The 18,876-nt window shown below is 40.8% G+C and carries 11 protein-coding genes; 7 read left to right on the forward strand and 4 right to left on the reverse strand.

What is annotated here, in order from left to right; translation table 11 throughout:
• The first annotated feature begins 162 nt into the window (after positions 1–162).
• On the forward strand, positions 163–957 hold the full coding sequence (gene nudC / locus DXA54_RS14490; protein WP_255342290.1) for an NAD(+) diphosphatase: 795 nt from the start codon (positions 163–165) through the stop codon (positions 955–957).
• Positions 958–1,063: 106 nt separating this feature from the next.
• The gene (locus DXA54_RS14495) at positions 1,064–2,239 is read left to right on the forward strand and encodes a DUF418 domain-containing protein (protein ID WP_007749594.1); all 1,176 of its coding nucleotides are present in this window, start codon (positions 1,064–1,066) and stop codon (positions 2,237–2,239) included.
• A gap of 389 nt (positions 2,240–2,628) precedes the next feature.
• On the opposite strand, the gene DXA54_RS14500 is transcribed toward DXA54_RS14495, so the two are convergent.
• From DXA54_RS14500 to DXA54_RS14510, 3 genes are all read right to left on the reverse strand, one after another.
• Positions 2,629–4,374, reverse strand: coding sequence for a phospho-sugar mutase (locus DXA54_RS14500; protein WP_120079835.1), 1,746 nt, complete (start codon positions 4,372–4,374; stop codon positions 2,629–2,631).
• 159 nt (positions 4,375–4,533) lie between these two features.
• On the reverse strand, positions 4,534–6,177 hold the full coding sequence (locus DXA54_RS14505; protein ID WP_032849015.1) for a C69 family dipeptidase: 1,644 nt from the start codon (positions 6,175–6,177) through the stop codon (positions 4,534–4,536).
• A 28-nt stretch (positions 6,178–6,205) separates the two neighbouring features.
• Entirely contained in the window at positions 6,206–7,858 is a 1,653-nt protein-coding gene (locus DXA54_RS14510; protein WP_032849014.1) for a M23 family metallopeptidase, read from the reverse strand.
• A gap of 198 nt (positions 7,859–8,056) precedes the next feature.
• Between DXA54_RS14510 and DXA54_RS14515 the strand changes: the two genes are divergently transcribed.
• The 5 genes from DXA54_RS14515 to ald all read left to right on the forward strand — a co-directional run bounded on the left by DXA54_RS14515 (position 8,057) and on the right by ald (position 17,778).
• Positions 8,057–10,690, forward strand: a complete 2,634-nt coding sequence (locus tag DXA54_RS14515; RefSeq protein WP_004321434.1) for a zinc-dependent metalloprotease — start codon at positions 8,057–8,059, stop codon at positions 10,688–10,690.
• A 32-nt stretch (positions 10,691–10,722) separates the two neighbouring features.
• Complete coding sequence (locus tag DXA54_RS14520; protein ID WP_120079837.1) at positions 10,723–14,070, forward strand: SusC/RagA family TonB-linked outer membrane protein; 3,348 nt, start codon at positions 10,723–10,725, stop codon at positions 14,068–14,070.
• 10 nt (positions 14,071–14,080) lie between these two features.
• Positions 14,081–15,418 (forward strand): RagB/SusD family nutrient uptake outer membrane protein, encoded by a 1,338-nt coding sequence (locus DXA54_RS14525; protein ID WP_004304248.1) that lies wholly within the window; start codon positions 14,081–14,083, stop codon positions 15,416–15,418.
• Positions 15,419–15,858: 440 nt separating this feature from the next.
• A complete protein-coding gene (locus DXA54_RS14530) occupies positions 15,859–16,542 on the forward strand; it encodes a WG repeat-containing protein (protein ID WP_004311339.1) in 684 nt (227 codons plus the stop codon).
• Between the two features lie 129 nt (positions 16,543–16,671).
• Positions 16,672–17,778, forward strand: coding sequence for an alanine dehydrogenase (ald, locus tag DXA54_RS14535; RefSeq protein WP_120079839.1), 1,107 nt, complete (start codon positions 16,672–16,674; stop codon positions 17,776–17,778).
• A gap of 148 nt (positions 17,779–17,926) precedes the next feature.
• On the opposite strand, the gene DXA54_RS14540 is transcribed toward ald, so the two are convergent.
• Entirely contained in the window at positions 17,927–18,865 is a 939-nt protein-coding gene (locus DXA54_RS14540; protein ID WP_120079841.1) for an NAD(P)H-dependent flavin oxidoreductase, read from the reverse strand.
• Between the last annotated feature and the right edge of the window lie 11 nt (positions 18,866–18,876).

An 18,876-nucleotide genomic window follows, 5' to 3' on the forward strand; every position in this document is an offset into this window, starting at 1 on the left:
TCACCACCCCTCACCCTGGACCCATTCATTAGCGCAACGTTTAACTCGTTTCTGCACAGTTATGAATCAAATTTTGGTGCGGTTGCACTGTATTTTATCTGATAAGTCTAAATATCAATCTAGTTTTTTTATAACTTCGCAGCGCGAAGATCAAGAATTAGAATTAAAATGAATCAGACAGCACAATCATGGTGGTTTATCTTTTACAAAGACCAACTGCTTCTTGAGAAAAAAGAGGATGGTATATATACCGTCCCGTGTGGAGAAAGCTCTCCTATTGTTATTAAAGAAAAAACAACCGTACACAATATCACCACACTAGAAAGGAAAAACTGCAAGGCTTTCTCCCTCTCCTCTCCCATTGAAGAATCGGAGCAATGGATCATGATAGGGCTTCGTGCCTCCTATGAATATCTTCCTTTGTCTCATTATCAGACAGCAGGAAAAGCACATGAGATTCTGCATTGGGATAGAAACAGCCGCTTTTGTTCCGCCTGCGGCACGCCTATGGAACAGAAAGAATCTATCATGAAGCGTTGTCCGAAATGTGGCCGGGAGGTATATCCTTCCATTTCCACAGCGATTCTTGTATTAGTGAGAAAAAAAGATTCACTACTTTTAGTGCACGCCCGCAATTTTAAAGGAACATTCAACAGTCTCGTTGCCGGATTTCTGGAAACCGGAGAAACGCTAGAAGAATGTGTAGCACGTGAAGTGAAAGAAGAAACCGGACTGGATGTAAAAAATATCACTTATTTCGGTAATCAGCCCTGGCCTTATCCCAGCGGACTAATGGTCGGCTTTATTGCCGATTATGCCGGAGGGGAGATCAACCTCCAAGATGAAGAATTGAGTTCGGGAGACTTTTATACAAGAGACAATTTACCCGAACTTCCCAGAAAACTTAGTCTTGCCCGAAAGATGATTGATTGGTGGATAGAGCATCCAAATGAATAAATCAAACATGGAAAATATCATCAAAGGAATCCGTCAGTATGTTCCCGAAGCCTGCTTAGAGATGGGTAAAATGAACATTTACTAAAAACAATCATAAATTAGCCCCATGGAATTATCAACAAAAACACCCCGAATTGAAGTAGTAGATGCTCTTAGAGGATTTGCTGTAATGGCCATCCTTCTGGTTCATAACCTGGAGCATTTCATTTTCCCCGTATATCCGGAAAGTTCTCCTGAATGGCTCACCATTTTGGATGCCGGAGTATTTAATGCGACATTTTCACTGCTTGCCGGAAAGTCTTATGCCATATTCGCTCTGCTTTTCGGATTCACTTTCTATATCCAGTCGCACAACCAGCAGTTGAAAGGAAAGGACTTTGGTTACCGCTTTTTATGGAGAATGATATTGCTGGCAGGATTCGCTACTTTGAATGCTGCTTTCTTCCCGGCAGGAGATGTCCTGCTTCTGTTTGTTGTAGTCAGTCTTGTACTATTTATCGTACGTAAATGGAGTGACAAAGCGATTCTAATCACCGCCATCTTGTTTTCACTGCAACCGATTGAATGGTTTCATTATATAATGAGCCTTTTCAATCCTGCCTATACCCTACCCGATTTGAATGTCGGAGCCATGTATGCTGAAGTAGCGGAATACACCAAAGCCGGAAACTTTTGGGATTTTCTGATAGGTAATGTTACGCTGGGACAGAAAGCAAGCCTGTTTTGGGCTATCGGTGCCGGACGTTTCTTGCAGACTGCCGGACTTTTCCTGTTTGGCTTATATATCGGACGCAAAGAATTGTTCGTAACTACCGAATCTCATTTGAAGTTCTGGATGAAAGCACTTATTATTGCAGCTATCAGTTTCGCGCCACTGTATTCTCTGAAAGAACAGATCATGCAAAGTGACAGCAGTTTAATTCAGCAAACGGTAGGTACTGCCTTTGATATGTGGCAGAAATTTGCATTTACGATTGTACTCGTTGCTTCCTTCGTGTTGCTTTATCAGAAGGATCAGTTCAAGAAAACTGTATCTAATCTGCGATTCTACGGAAAAATGAGCTTGACCAATTATATTTCTCAATCTATTTTGGGAGCCATTATCTATTTCCCATTCGGATTCTATCTTGCTCCTTACTGTGGATATACTCTTAGCCTGATTATCGGTATTATTCTTTTCCTGGCACAGGTTCGGTTCTGCAAATGGTGGCTGTCTAAACATAAACAAGGACCATTGGAAACAATATGGCATAAATGGACTTGGATAGGCACGAAGAAATAACAGAAAAAAAAGAAACAGTACTGACTGAAGAATAGACTAAGAAAGCAGGCCACGAAATACACATAACTACAAACGAACAACTTACGAATATGAAACTGAACGTATCACTCTAAAGCATCAACAAAACTTGTGTATCCGCAGCCTGCCTGTTGAAATTGAGATGATGCCAATACAACAAGATTCGGGCAAGAAGGATTAGCAAGTGGACTTAAAGAATGCAAAGGAAATGAAAGAACTGTGCCAAGTTGGGGAAAAAGCCCGAAAATAGGCAGAATCAGGGCTATGTATAGAGAAAAAGAAGCGCCTCCATAATCTTCGAAAAGACCATGGAGGCGCTATTTATTATTTATCTTTCGTTATCTATATCTGAAATTTCAGAAGAAACAAAATCAGATACCCAATGATTTCTTCACTGCTTCAATCTTTTCCATTGCGGCAGATTCGGCAGAAGCATAACAATTGCGGCAACCCATTTCACCCTGAACTTCCATATAGAACTTAATCTTAGGTTCTGTACCTGAAGGACGAACGGAAACTTTGCTACCGTCTTCAGTGAAATATTGAAGTACGTTAGATGGTTCCGGCATATCGATTGCAGTTACGTTACCTTTATCATCTGTCTGTTTCAGTGTCTTATAATCTTTGCTCAAGATCACTTTAGAGCCACCCAATTCTTTCGGAGGATTGGCACGGAAGTTCTCCATCATAGCTTTGATTTCTTCTGCACCGCTCTTACCCGGTTTCACTACGTTTACAGTAAACTCTTTAGAGAATCCGTATTCTACGTAGATATCCAGCAACAACTGATACAAGGATTTACCATTATCTTTTGCCCATGCAGCAACTTCAGCAATCAGACAGCAAGCTGATACAGCATCTTTATCGCGAACGAAATCTTCGGCAAGGAATCCGTAGCTTTCTTCACCGCCACCGATATATTTCTGTTTGCCTTCACGCAGACGGATTTCACGGGCAATCCATTTAAATCCGGTGTAGCAGTCAAGCATTTCGATGTTATTCTTATCTGCGATCTTCTTGATTAGTTCAGTTGTAACGATTGTCTTCACGCAGAACTCGCCACCTTTAATCTTACCCAGTTGTTTGTACTGTGTCAGAATATAATAAAGGTACATCATACAAGTCTGGTTACCGTTAATCAGTACCCATTCGCCTTTATCATCCTTACAAGCAATACCCACACGGTCAGCATCCGGGTCGGAAGCCATAACGAGGTCAGCATCAATTTCTTTGGCAAGGTTTACAGCCATAGAAAGAGCTTCCGCGTTTTCCGGGTTCGGAGATACGACAGTCGGGAAGTTACCGTCCTTAATCATCTGTTCGGGCACAGTAAATACGTTTTCGAATCCCCACATTTTCAATGCACGAGGAATCAACATCATACCTGTACCGTGGATCGGAGTATAGACAATCTTCATGTCTTTGTGACGGGCGATAGCTGCCGGATCAATAGAAACAGTTTTCACCATATCCAGATAAATCTTATCGATGTCTTCACCGATAATCTGAATCAAATCCGGATTTCCCTGGAATTTAATATCGGCAGCAGAAGCAATTGCATTCACTTCGTCGATGATACCTTTATCGTGTGGAGCCAATACCTGTGCACCATCGTCCCAATATGCCTTGTAACCGTTGTATTCCTTCGGATTGTGAGAAGCAGTCAGGATGATACCGCTCTGGCAACCGAGGTGACGGATGGCGAAAGACATTTCCGGTGTCGGACGCATGTCGTCAAACAGATATACTTTAATACCATTGGCAGAGAAAATATTAGCAGAAGTTTCCGCAAACAAACGGCTGTTATTGCGGCAATCGTGACCTACTACTACAGAAATCTGCGACAGGTCTTTGAAGTTCTTTTTCAGATAGTTGGAAAGTCCTTGAGTGGCAGCACCTACCGTATAGATATTCATACGATTGCTACCTACACCCATAATACCACGCAGACCACCAGTACCAAATTCAAGATCTTTGTAGAAAGCTTCAATTAGTTCGGTTTTATCATCGTTTTCCAACATACGCTTCACTTCAGCCTGGGTTTCAGCATCATAAGCCGGGGTTAGCCATTTTTCGGCTTTTTCAGTGACCTGTTTAATAAGTTCCTGATTTTCCATTTCGATTGTTATTTATTGGTTAATGAATTATTTATTATCAATTTCTTGAGCACACAAATGTAAAATAATAAGTTTATAATTCCTATTCTTTTAATTGAAATTTGAGAATTAAGAATTAAAAAGCGATATACTTAATACCTAATATCTCATACTTAATATCTATTCTTGTGGCACTTTATATCTGTCACCAGTCTGCTTGACATATTCCTGCAAGAATTCTTTCGGATATCCGGGACGCATCACTCCGGCAGGTTGTCCAATAGAATTACGCTCAAACTGACCGTCTTTAACACGTTTCACCACTCCATCATTGTACTTCACAATCAAGAATGTACCCAATTGTTTCCAAGTATCGAAAGTGCTCTGTGCGGTCATATTTGTATAGTTTGTCAGAAAGTCAACCGCTGCGTTCTTATCTTTTGCCAGCAGTTTGGCAGCCATTTCTTCAATGCCTTCCTGTGCATTGTTGAAAGTAGTTTCCATTTCTTTCTGCGCTTCCCGTACATCACCGATCATCAAATCATAACGCGGATAGACCATATTAGATACCCAGTTGAAAATCCAGAAAGCAGAATTCCAGGAGAAAGTAATATAATCGGCCCCATCTACACGGGTATAACATACCGGCACTTTAGTAGCACAACAATAAACCGGGGTAAATACAGCCATGTTCGCATCATCCACACCAAACCAAAGTACACCGCCTATCGGGTCCGGCTTATGAGCCCGCATTTGTGCAACAAATACAAACCCGCTTTGTTGAGTGGAAATCGGACGTTCGTTGAAATATTCCTGGCCATCTACCTTGAAGTTCAGAGGAGAAAGACGGTAAGGTGTCTTATAAGGTCCGGCTCCAAAATCATTGGAGATGTCAAGGGGCGTTCCTTCATAATGGTCGCGCATCATATCTTTCACATCTTGCACGGATAACTTATGTTTCGGTTTCACAAAAAGAGGCATCGGCGTATTGGTCTTTCCCTCAATGTAAGGAAGATAATCTTTTCCGTTATCTGTGAACTTATTAAAATAGCTCCACACACGAGCCTCACAAAAACGGCGGGCACCAAAATCAAGAGGCGCATAAGCTAATGAAAAGCTAAAGTCTTTGTTTACTCCATTAAAATATCCCTTCTCGCGGGCAAAAGAAACGACATCCGGAGAGTACATGCAGTTTTCCTTGTCGTTCATATCAAACTGGTGGATACGTGACTGGTTGGCATGGGCCGAAATGCAATCATCGGGCACACGTACAGCTACCCAAACTGCTCCACGGATGCCGGGACCTTTACCAATCATTTCCATAATCCATATTTCGTTCGGATCGGCAATAGTAAAGGATTCTCCTTCGCTATAATAGCCGTATTGCTGCACTAAGTCGGTCATGATCTTAATTGCTTCACGGGCAGTGCGCGAACGTTGCAAACCGATATAAATCAGACTTCCGTAATCGATAATCCCTGTAGAATCGGCCAATTCCGGACGTCCGCCGAAAGTTGTCTCACCAATGGTAACCTGATATTCATTCATATTACCGACTACATTGTAAGTCTGGCGTGCCTGCTCTATTTCTCCCAGATACTTGCCGGTATCCCATTCATAAACTTTCAGCATCGTACCTTTTGGATAGGTAGCAGCCGGATAATGATAAAGTTCTCCGAATAAGCCATACGAGTCGGCAGAATAGGAAACAATCGTCGAGCCATCGGCAGACGCATTTTTTCCGACAATCAGGTTGGTGCAGGCGAAGGTGTTCGCCACAGCCGCCATCAATACGGCGGCACAAAGAATAATTCTTCTCTTCATAATAAATATATGATTCACTTTTAATAATTTACCAAATAAAGCTTTCACGGGCCACTGTTTCATTCCCACAATAGTCGGTCACTGTAAATTCAACAGTATGCTTGCCTCCTTTCTTTACGCGTTTGGGGTCCAACGTACATTCCCAGTATGATTTCACAATATTGGGACGTCCGAAAAGCGCATACTTTCCGTCAATCGTTCCACGATAGGAAGCAATTCCCGCGCCCTGATCTTTCAAACGATAGACAATTTTTCCGTTTCTTCCCCACTGATTCTTGTTGACAGGGATAATCTCCGGCGGGATGGTATCGATGGCAACAGTGTAAGTTCCCAACTCCCGGATAGATGCTTTCATGTATCCGTCTTCATACTTTCCGCCTACGCTGTACTTTCCTCCTTTGGGAGTTATGCGGGCCACATAATATTTCGTCGTATCGGCAATTGGTTTTCTACGCAACCCGATACACAACTCACAAGCTGCATGCAGCGGAACCGCCTTATCATTCAGCTGATAAGTAAAAGCAACGGCACCACTATCCGCCTTCACCTGATAATTGAGGGGAACATCATCATACAACATTCCTTTCGGAACAACCAAGTTCAATCCCGGTTCTTGCAGATAATTAGTCTTATTCCAGGTAAAATAATATTTCTCCCGATGATTCAACGGTTCAATCGGTTGCTTCCGACCCCGTACGGTGAAACTATATTTGGAAGTGTTTCCGAAAGCATCTTTTAATGTATATAAGAACTGATAGTCCCGTTCCTCATCAATCGTCACCAAGCCACGGTTATCATTCGATGCTTTTAGCAGACGCAAAGTGTTACCCGGATCAATGAAAGATTTCATATATTGCCCGTAAGTCCAGGAATTAATCATCCGGTTCTCTTCCTGCGAGAAGCGATCTACGGTGCTGCGAAATATTTCATTTCCATCTACCGTAAGCACAACTGAATAAACTCCATAATGGTTATTCACTCCATCCATGTAATCGTATGCTTTGATCCCCACACCTATCACTCCCCATGCTTCCACCGGACGCTCACTATTAGGAAGGATGATTTTATTCTCTTGCTTTCCATCCACTACTCCTTTACCCAGTTGTGGAAAAAATAGAATGCCATCCGCTTTCGGAGCACGCGTATCTTTTATTTTCGATTGAAAGAAAGGCATAGGGTCAATATAATCTCCCGATTCCGTTTCAAATACATCCAGGTGAAGATGCGGACCGAACGAATATCCGGTGTTTCCGCTCCATGCGATCTGCTGGCCTCCTTTTACCGGATATTCTCCCGGTTCGGGAACAATCTCTACTTCCCAGCTTTCTTCTTCATATTGAAGTTTCTCCACCCTTTCGGCAATGGGAGAAACAAAACCACTCAAATGGCGGTTGATCGTTGAATAGCCATTGTGATAACAGACATCAAGTACATATCCCGAACCATTCGTGACGCGAATACGCGAAATATAGCCATCAGCGAGAGCACGAACGGGTTTACCGATAACTCCGCCTGTCTTAAAATCCAGTCCGCCGTGGAAGTGATTGGAGCGGATTTCTCCAAAGTTCCCACTCAATGTAAGAGGAAAGTCAAAAGGAGGTACAAAGGTTACTTGCTTCTTCTCTTGTCCATACCCTCCGATGCAGCAAGCCAGCATCAAAGCAGTGATATATCGTCTCATCATTCCGTTCACTTTTTTACTCCCGCAAATGTACACTATTCCCACTAAACTATGAAATATCCGAGGAGAATGATGACCGTAGATACTAGTTAATATTTCTTTTTAATGTTATATTCATTGCAAATTAGTAGTCATTATGTTATTTATATTAGTACTTTTGTAGCCGTTTTTTAATTATAATTAAAAGTTAGAAACTCAATGAGAATGTATGTAAAAGTAATGGCAGCGGTCATTGCATGTATATTGCTGAGTGGAGAAGCGCTCTCGGCATTTGCAACTACCCCCGCTACAGAAAATCTGAGTTGGTTTAAAAAGAAAAAGAAAAAACCAGAAGAGAAAGAAGAGAAGAGTAAAAGCGACTACGAGAAATTAGTGGAAGACAGTAAAACGACCAAAGGGATGTTTGCTGTACATCAAAAGAAGAATGATTATTATTTTGAAATTCCCACCTCACTTTTGGGACGTGACTTATTAGTTGTCAATAAGCTGCAACGAGTTCCTACCGAACTTAATGATGCGGGTGTAAACCGCGGAGTAAACTATGAAAACCAGATGGTTTGCATGGAATGGGACAAAGCGACGGGCAAACTAATGTTACGCCAACAACGTCCATTACCTCTGGCCCCCCAAACGGACGCTATCTTCCGTTCGGTAAAGGATAATTTTATCTCTCCGCTGATTGCCGCATTCAAGATCGAAGCAGTCAATGCAGATTCTACGGCATTAGTAATCAAGGTGAATGATATTTATGATGGTACGGAAACCAGTATCAATAACGTATTTACCAATATTAATCTGGGTACTTCGGCTATCAAGAATTTATCACGTATTCTATCCATCAAATCCTTTTCAAACAATGTCGTGGCAACTTCCGAGTTGACTACCCGGGTAACGGAAGGTACTACTACTGTTTATGTAACGGTGGAAGTTAGTTCTTCTATTCTCTTATTACCCGAGAAGCCGATGATGGGACGATTCGACAATCAGAAGGTCGGTTATTTCACGAATCCGTTATTAAGTTTTAGTGATGCGCAGCAGCGTACGGATAAGACACAGTATATCACCCGCTGGCGTATGGAACCCAAACCGGAAGATCGGGAGGCTTATCTGAAAGGTCAGATGGTAGAACCTGCCAAACCTATTATCTTCTACATTGACAATTCAACTCCTTACCAATGGCGTTCGTACATTAAGAAAGGTATCGAGGACTGGCAGATTGCCTTTGAAAAGGCTGGTTTCAAGAATGCGATTATCGCCAAAGAAATCACGGACAGTATGCATGTAGACATGGATGATGTCAATTACTCCGTACTGACTTATGCTGCTTCGGAAAAGAAAAATGCAATGGGACCTTCTCTGTTAGATCCCCGTTCCGGAGAAATCCTGGAAGCTGATATTATGTGGTGGCACAATGTGCTTTCTATGGTACGTGAATGGATTACTGTCCAGACCGGAACTGTGTGTCCGGAAGCACGCAATGTACAATTGCCTGATGCTTTGATGGGAGATGCCATTCGATTCGTCGCCTGTCATGAGGTAGGCCACTCATTGGGACTCCGTCACAATATGATGGGATCATGGGCTTTCCCGACGGATTCATTACGTTCCGAAGCATTCACTTCCAGAATGAATTCTACCGCTTCATCTATCATGGATTATGCACGATTCAATTATATCGCACAACCAGGAGATGGCGTGAAAGTTCTTTCTCCGCATATCGGTCCTTATGACATGTTTGCTATCGAATATGGTTATCGTTGGTACGGAAAGAAGACTCCGGAAGAAGAAAAGGATGTTTTATTCGATTTTTTGAGCAAACATACTGATCGTCTTTATAAATATAGTGAAGCACAGGATGTACGTGATGCGGTAGATCCACGTGCACAGAACGAAGATTTAGGTGATGATCCGGTTCGTTCTTCTTTACTTGGCATTGAGAATCTGAAACGTATTGTTCCGCAAATTCTTCAATGGACTACTACCGGCGAGAAAGGACAAACTTATGAAGAAGCATCACGCCTCTACTATGCAGTAATCAACCAATGGAACAACTATTTATATCATGTCCTTGCCAATATTGGCGGTATCTACATTGAAAATACAATTGTTGGAGATGGCGTCAAGACTTATACATTCGTTGAGAAAGAGAAACAACAAGCTTCACTAAAATTTCTGATGGATGAAGTATTAACATATCCTAAATGGCTGTTTGACACGGAAGTAGGACAATATACTTATCTACTTCGTAATACTCCCATCGGAAAACAGGAGAATGCTCCTACGCAAATCTTAAAGAACGCCCAAGCCTATATCCTTTGGGATTTACTAGGCAACACCCGTTTGATGCGTATGATAGAGAATGAGTCTGTCAACGGGAAAAAAGCCTTCACAGTAGTGGAGCTTATGGACGGACTTCATAAAAACATTTTCGGTATTACCGAACGTGGTGGCATCCCCAACGTAATGGAACGTTCTTTGCAGAAAAACTTCCTCGATGCATTACTTACAGCAGCCGCAGAACCCGAAGCTGTAAAAATCAACAAGAAGATTGCAAATGAGCATTTCCTGCTTGACCATGCCACTCCTTTCTGCAGCTGTTATGCAGCCGAACAACGGGCACTTCGCCAAGAAGACCGAATGGGCGCTCCACGTGTGCTTAACTTCTATGGCAGTCAGCTCAACCGTATTTCTGATGCTATCTCGGTGAAACGCGGAGAGCTATTACGTATCAAGAAATTGTTGCAGAGCCGTCTCGGCACTTCTGATACTGCTGCACGCTATCATTATGAGGATATGATTCTACGTATTAATACGGCTTTGGGAATCAAATAAAACAAAATCAATCACTTTAACAATCTATATTGATGAGAAAAAAATATTTATACGTTCTTATATGTTTTCTTGTTAGCACGTTGGCTACAGCCAACGCTGCTAATCGCACAATCACCGGAGTCGTCATATCCGGTGAAGACAATGAACCTCTAATCGGTGCTTCTGTATATGTTAATGCAGACGATTTGAAAAAAGCCGGAGTATCACAGACTTCTCTAGGTACTATCACTGATATGGATGGTAAATTCTCCATTTCCATTCCGGAAAAGGTGACCAGACTACATTGTAGTTATATAGGTTTTGAAGAACAAAACATCATATTACAAACAGGAAAAGATACTTATCGTATTGTACTTCAAGCTTCATCACACACATTAGGAGACGTAGTAGTAACTGGTTATCAAGAACTGGAACGTCGTAAACTGACTGCTGCCATTGCCAAAGTAGATGTTACAGATGGAATGGTAGGTGCTGCAAAAAGTATCGATCAGGCGTTAGCAGGACAAATCGCCGGTGTAGCTGTTACGACAACTTCTGGTGCACCGGGAGCTCCAGCACGTATTCGTATTCGTGGTACGGCTTCATTAAATGGAACACAAGACCCATTATGGGTATTGGATGGAATACCTTTGGAGGGGACAGATATTCCAGAGATTAACAAAGATAACGATAATGACATTGTAAATATGTCACAATCTTCTATCGCAGGTTTGAGCCCAAACGACATTGAAAGCATTACGATATTAAAAGATGCAGCTGCTACTGCCATTTATGGCGCACGTGCTGCAAATGGTGTAATTGTGGTAACAACCAAAAGAGGAAAAACCGGAAAACCTGTTATTAACTTCAATACTAAATTGACTTATACTCCAAATCTCAATACTTCACGGCTCAACTTACTAAACTCGGAAGAGAAAGTCGATTTGGAACTTCAATTATTAAAAGAAGCACGGTTTGACATATTATGGGGATTAACAGATCCGATACCGGTATTTCCTGAAAAAGGAAAAGTTGCTGCTATCATGAAACAATATAACTTAATAGACATCTATAAAGAACAGGGGTGGAACGGACTGACACCTGAAGCCCAAAATGCTATAAACAAACTGAAAACAATCAATACAGACTGGAATGATATATTATTCAGAGATGCTTTCACGCAAGAATATAACTTTAGCATTTCCGGTGGTAGCGAAAAGGTTACTTATTACAACTCACTTGGTTATGTCAAAGAAAACGGAAATGTACCAGGTGTAAGCATGAGCCGTTTTAATCTGACCAGTAAAACGTCTTACCAAATCAACAAAATATTAAAAATTGGAATGTCTATTTTTGCCAACAGACGCAAGAATAACACATTTATGACTGATACTTACGGACTTATTAACCCTATATATTATTCACGTATCGCCAACCCTTACTTTGCTCCGTTTGACGAACAAGGAAACTACCTTTACGATTACGACGTAGTCAGAAGTAATGAAACAGATGAAAAGCAAGGCTTTAATATATTCGAAGAACGAGCAAACACCAATAAAGAATCTGTCACCACAGCCATCAATTCTATCTTTGATGTTCAGCTACGTTTTAACGATCAGTGGAAAGTTTATTCACAGATTGGTGTGCAATGGGATCAATTGTCGCAAGAAGAATATGCCGGGATAAATTCATATAATATTAGGAATATACGTGAAACCAATAAATATTGGAAAAATGGTGTACAAACCTATCTTATACCAGAAGGAGGCATGCTTAAAACAACTAATAGTACAACCTCACAACTCACATGGAAAATCCAAGGAGAATACAAAAACACATTTGGGGATATACATGACATACAAATAATGGCTGGTTCGGAAATTCGCAAAAACTGGGTAGACAACCAAGCCTCAACCGGATACGGATATGATCCCAAGAAACTAACATTCCAGAATCTCATATTTAAAGATGAAGCACAAGCCAATGATTGGAATCTAAAAACTAAATCGTACAAGGAAAACGCTTTTGCTTCTTTCTTTGCCAATGGTTCATATACTTTAATGAATCGTTATACATTGGGAGGAAGTGTGCGCATGGATGGTTCTGATTTATTCGGAGTAGATAAGAAATACCGTTTCTTACCAATCTATTCGGTAAGCGGTTTGTGGCGTTTATCTAATGAATCGTTCATTAGACAATACAAATGGATTGATAATTTAGCTCTTCGCCTTTCTTATGGCTTACAAGGAAATATTGATAAGGGAACCTCTCCATTCCTAGTCGGAAAATATGATAATGTGAATATTTTACCAGGTTACAGTGAAGAAAATATTATTATCAATAGTGCTCCCAACAGTAAATTACGCTGGGAAAAAACAGCATCTTACAATCTAGGAATAGATTTTTCTGTACTCAATCAAGCCATCAATCTTAGTGTAGATTACTACTATAGAAAAGGAACAGACTTAATTGGTTCTAAAGCATTAGCTTTAGAAAATGGATTCACTAATATGTCTATAAACTGGGCTAGTATGGAAAATAAAGGTGTAGAAATAAACCTGCAGACACGTAATATCACCACTAAAAACTTCTCTTGGTACACTACTTTCAACTTCGCATATAATCAAAATAAAGTACTAAAAGTACTTACAGATAAAAGCCAAGTGACTCCTAGTCTGGAAGGATATCCTGTAGGTGCAATCTTTGCACTAAAAACAAAAGGTATAAATCCTGATACAGGACAAATCTATCTTGAGAATAAAGAGGGAAAAGCTGTCACTGTAGAAGAGTTATTCAGAATGACATCGAATGAAGATGGTCTTGGCACTTACCAAATAGGACCAAGTACTGAAGAACAAAGAGACTTTTACAGCTATGTTGGAACGTCAGATGCTCCCTACACGGGCGGTTTTCTAAATACGTTCAATTACCGAAATTGGGAACTGAATCTGAATTTTTCATATAATTTTGGAGCACACGTAAAAACAACTCCAAGTTATAATGTATCTGACTTAGACCCAGGGCGCAATATGAATAGAGACATACTGGATAGATGGACACCGGAAAATACAACAGGAAAGTTCCCTGCATTAGCAACGTACAATTACAATCCGGCCGACTACTACTTGTTCAGTACTCGAAATGACATTTACAGATCACTGGATATCTGGGTAAAAAAGCTAAGCTTTGTACGTCTACAAAATATACGTCTTGCTTACCGGGTTCCATCCGAATGGCTTCATAAACTAAGTATCGGCGGAGCAACTGTAGGATTAGAGGCTCGTAACCTATTCGTTATCAGCTCTAATTATGATAATTATATGGATCCGGAATCAATGGGCAACCTATACTCTACCCCAGTTCCCAAATCCATTACCTTCAATCTAAGTCTTAACTTTTAAAAAATATATTATGACAAAGAAAATATATTATATATTCACATTAATAGGAAGCCTGTTATTATCTTCCTGTGATAGTTATTTGGACATACAACCAGTAGGCCAAGTAATTCCCAATACGCTAGCTGAATACAGAGCTTTATTCACAACAGCTTACAATACAGCACTCAATGACAGAGGAATATGCGAAATCAGAACAGATATCGCAACCATATTACAGTCTGATGCCACTTCCAAAAATTCTTTAGGAGATGTTGAAAAATGGAATGATGTTAATCCGAATGCAAGTACGAGACAATTTGGATGGGCGGCCTATTATACCAATATCTATTATGCCAACGCAATCATAGATAAAAAAGATGAAATATCAGAAGGAAGCCAAGAAGATATTAATCAATTAGTTGGAGAAGCTTACCTCATGAGAGCATATATGCATTTCATATTGGTCAATCTTTATGGACAACCTTATACAGCTACCGGAGCATTAGAAACCAAAGCAGTTCCTCTAAAACTCAATACTGATTTAGAAGAAATACCATCAAGAAATACTGTAAAGGAAATATATACCTCTATTTTATCTGATATAGAAACAGCACGGAAACTGATTAATAAAAAAGAATGGGAAATTCAATATTCATACCGTTTTTCAACATTATCAGTAGATGCTATGGAATCACGGGTATATTTATACATGGGTGAATGGAGCAAATCTTATGAAGCTTCGGAACGTGTATTAGCCGGAAAATCGACATTGGTAAACCTAAATGATGAAGGAGGCAAACTTCCTAATGAATTTACATCTGTAGAAATGATCACTGCCTATGAAGTTTTTCCAAATAGCGATTATGCCGGATCACTCTTACTTTACCCTTCATTTTTACAAGAATATGAGGAAGGAAAAGATCTACGTCCAAACAAGTATTATCAAGCAAATAAAAATGGAAATTATACTTCCATCAAAAGTGGTGAATCTAAATTCAAATGTACTTTCCGCACCGGAGAGCTTTATTTAAATTCAGCAGAAGCTGCTGCACATTTAAACAAATTACCTGAAGCACGTACCCGGCTCTTGAAACTAATAGAGAATCGTTATACATCAGAAGGTTATGAGCAGAAAAAGAATGAAATAAACGCGATGAGCCAAGAAAAGCTAGTCACAGAAATTCTGAAAGAACGTGCTCGCGAGCTTGCTTTTGAAGGCCATCGCTGGTTTGATTTACGCCGAACTACCCGACCGGAAATCAAAAAAGAAATTGAAGATGTAACCTACACACTTGTACAAGATGATTCCCGTTACACATTGCGTATTCCACAAGATGCAATTGATGCTAATCCCGGACTTTTAAACTAATAACCAAGCATTTTTCATAGAAACAAACCGCCTGACATCATAGACTAAAAAGCTCCCTTTACCTAAAGCGTAAAAGGAGCTTTTTTTAATCTATCTACTAGCCATTTCTCATTTTGTACACCTACCTCATTCACCATTAAATCTTTATCCCCTAAAAGCATTGTTCTTTAACAAGAAATCCGTATCTTTGTAGCGACTTATTACGATTAATAACGTAGAAGCGTTTAGAATATTATCTCTATTCAGAATCTGGTAAATTCTTTAATTGGGGAGATAATGGCAACTAAGCGTTCACGTCTTTGTTATATGCAAGGGCGTGGACTCTGTTGTTCATTTCCCAATAGGTTTACCAGAGCCTTGAATAGAATGAACTAACGACGTCCACGCTTCTCTTGTATATATATGGTATCCGGACGCTTACCACACAAACAATAAAGGTAATGAGCAGCACTATTACAAAGTTCTTCGCTTCTTTTTTAGCTTATGGGGTAGCTAATAAGAAAAAGCGCTTCTCGGCAATTGGCCGTTTCTCCGAAGGATTGGCTCCGGTAAAAGGAAAAATCCAATGGGGATACATCAATAAAGGATATGACGTTGTCATTCCTCTAATGTACGAACGGGCTTTCTCTTTTAAAGAAGGATTAGGGATGGTAGTACTCAATTCTCAATACGGATTCATCGACCATACCGGACAAATACAGATTCCGTTTAAATACACAGCCGCTCACTCGTTTGAACAAGAATGTGCACGGGTATGCCACGATGGATTATGGGGATTGATTGACAGACAAGGAAACTACATTCTTCCACCGACTTACAGTCAAATAGAACAATTCGCGGAAGGATTAGCTCTCGTCTCGCTACACAATAAGATAGGATTCATTAACAAGAAAGGAGAAGTTGTCATTCCCCTGGAATATGATAATGGACGCTCTTTCTCTGAAGGATTGGCTGCTGTTTGTATTGAAAGTCAGTCGTCCAAGTGGGGGTATATAAACAAAGACAATGAAGAAGTACTTCCTTTTAAGTACGATATTGCAGAACCCTTTTACAACAACATAGCTCGAGTGGGTCTCTATGGAAAAAGCATGAAAATCAACAAACAGGGCAGTGAATGTCTATAAAACAACCACTCTACGCATTTATTCATCTCAACACGCAAGGCATTCTGTTCTAAAACATCCCCTTACGAATAACAACGTAAGGGGATTTTTCGTACTTTCGAACATGTTAAATCTTTAATACGTAACATTATGATTATCGGAGTACCAAAGGAAATCAAAAACAATGAGAACCGTGTAGGCATGACACCTTCAGGAGTGGCCGAAGTGGTAAAACAAGGGCACCGGGTGTTTATCCAACATACAGCGGGAGTAAATAGCGGTTTTCCGGATGAAGCATATCAAGCTGTCGGCGCACATGTCCTGCCAACAATAGAAGATATTTACGCCACTGCTGAGATGATAGTAAAAGTGAAAGAACCGATAGTCACTGAATATAACTTAATAAGAAAAGGACAGTTACTATTCACTTATTTCCATTTTGCTTCCGACAAGGAATTAACCCTTGCTATGCTCTCTAACAAATCAATATGCCTGGCTTATGAAACTGTAGAAGAAGCAGACCACTCATTACCTTTATTAATTCCCATGAGTGAAGTTGCCGGACGTATGTCTATCCAAGAAGGCGCCCGTTTTCTGGAAAAACCGCAAGGCGGAAAAGGTATCCTTTTGGGAGGTGTACCAGGTGTTAAACCAGCTAAAGTATTAATTTTAGGAGGTGGAGTTGTAGGTAGCAATGCCGCACAAATGGCTGCTGGAATGGGGGCAGATGTCACTATTACAGATATAAATCTGGCACGTCTGCGCTATTTGAGCGAGACACTGCCGAAGAATGTAAAGACATTGTACGCATCCGAACTAAGAATCAGAAAAGAATTGCCGGATGTAGATTTAGTTGTCGGCTCTGTACTGATTCCCGGTGATAAAGCACCACATTTGATTACCAAAGAGATGCTTTCAATGATGCAGCCCGGCACAGTATTAGTAGATGTAGCAATCGATCAGGGAGGATGTTTTGAAACCTCTCACCCGACCACTCACAGTGCACCGACCTATATTGTAGACGGAATCGTTCATTATGCAGTAGCTAATATTCCGGGAGCCGTACCTTATACTTCCACTCTTGCACTAACCAATGCTACCCTCCCCTATGTGATAGCTTTAGCAAATAAGGGATGGAAAAAAGCCTGCAAAGAGAATCCAGCATTAGCACTCGGATTAAATATCGTAGAAGGAAAAATCGTTTATAAGGCCGTTGCCGACGTATTTGGTTTGAAGTACGATCCTATCAACCTGTAACTATGCATTTTCACCATACAGTAATATAAAGTCTTACAGAGTTCTTTCTTTTTTTCAAAGTAAGGCTATCTCAATGTCTTACGTCTTCGATTGATAACCTTTAAAAAACTCTGCAAGACTTTGTATTACTCTGTGATGAGCTATATCTTTAAAATAAATAATCTTTCTTTGCCGCCCGTTGATAAGCCGCTACCAATTCGTTCATTACTTCTGCCACAGACTGCCGACGGGATATGATTGCCGAAACTTGTCCGATCTCCAATTCCCCTTCTTCCAGATCACCTTCAAAGATTCCTTTTTTAGCACGCCCCCGTCCTAATAAAGTTCTCAAATCTTCAGCACTAGCTCCACTATCTTCAGCCTTCTCCACCGCTTCGCGGAAAGCATTCTTTACCAAACGTGTTGGAGCCAGCTTTTTCAACAACAACTTAGTATCCCCTTCTCTGAGACTCAAGCAATAATCTTTAAATACCGAACTCGCTGAACTCTCTTCAGTAAGAGCAAAACGGGTTCCTATCTGCACCCCTTCGGCTCCCAACACCATAGCAGCCAATACTCCTTCCCCTGTGCCGACACCTCCTGCAGCTATCAAAGGTAATGTTGTAGCCTCACGTACAGCCGGAATCAAACAGAAAGTCGTTGTTTCTTCGCGTCCATTATGCCCTCCGGCTTCAAACCCTTCTGCCACTACCGCATCTACTCCAGCCTCCTCACATTTTACAGCAAAACGGGAAGAAGAAACAACATGAACAACCGTTATTCCACGTTCTTTCAACCACCCAGTCCACGTTTTCGGATTTCCGGCAGAGGTAAAAACAATCTTCACTCCCTCTTCCACCACAATATTCATAATCTCTTCTATCTGGGGATACATCAAAGGAATGTTTACACCAAAAGGTAATTTCGTGGCCGCATTACATTTACGGATATGCTCGCGTAAAGTGTCCGGATGCATGGAACCGGCACCGATCAATCCCAGTCCACCGGCATTGCTCACAGCAGAAGCAAGATGCCAACCGCTGCACCACACCATACCACCTTGAATAATAGGATACCGAATACCCAGAAGAGAAGTAATTCTATTCATAACCAATAATT

The sequence above is a fragment of the Bacteroides sp. OF03-11BH genome (genome assembly GCF_003604005.1).
GTDB classification, from domain to species: Bacteria; Bacteroidota; Bacteroidia; order Bacteroidales; family Bacteroidaceae; genus Bacteroides; species Bacteroides ovatus.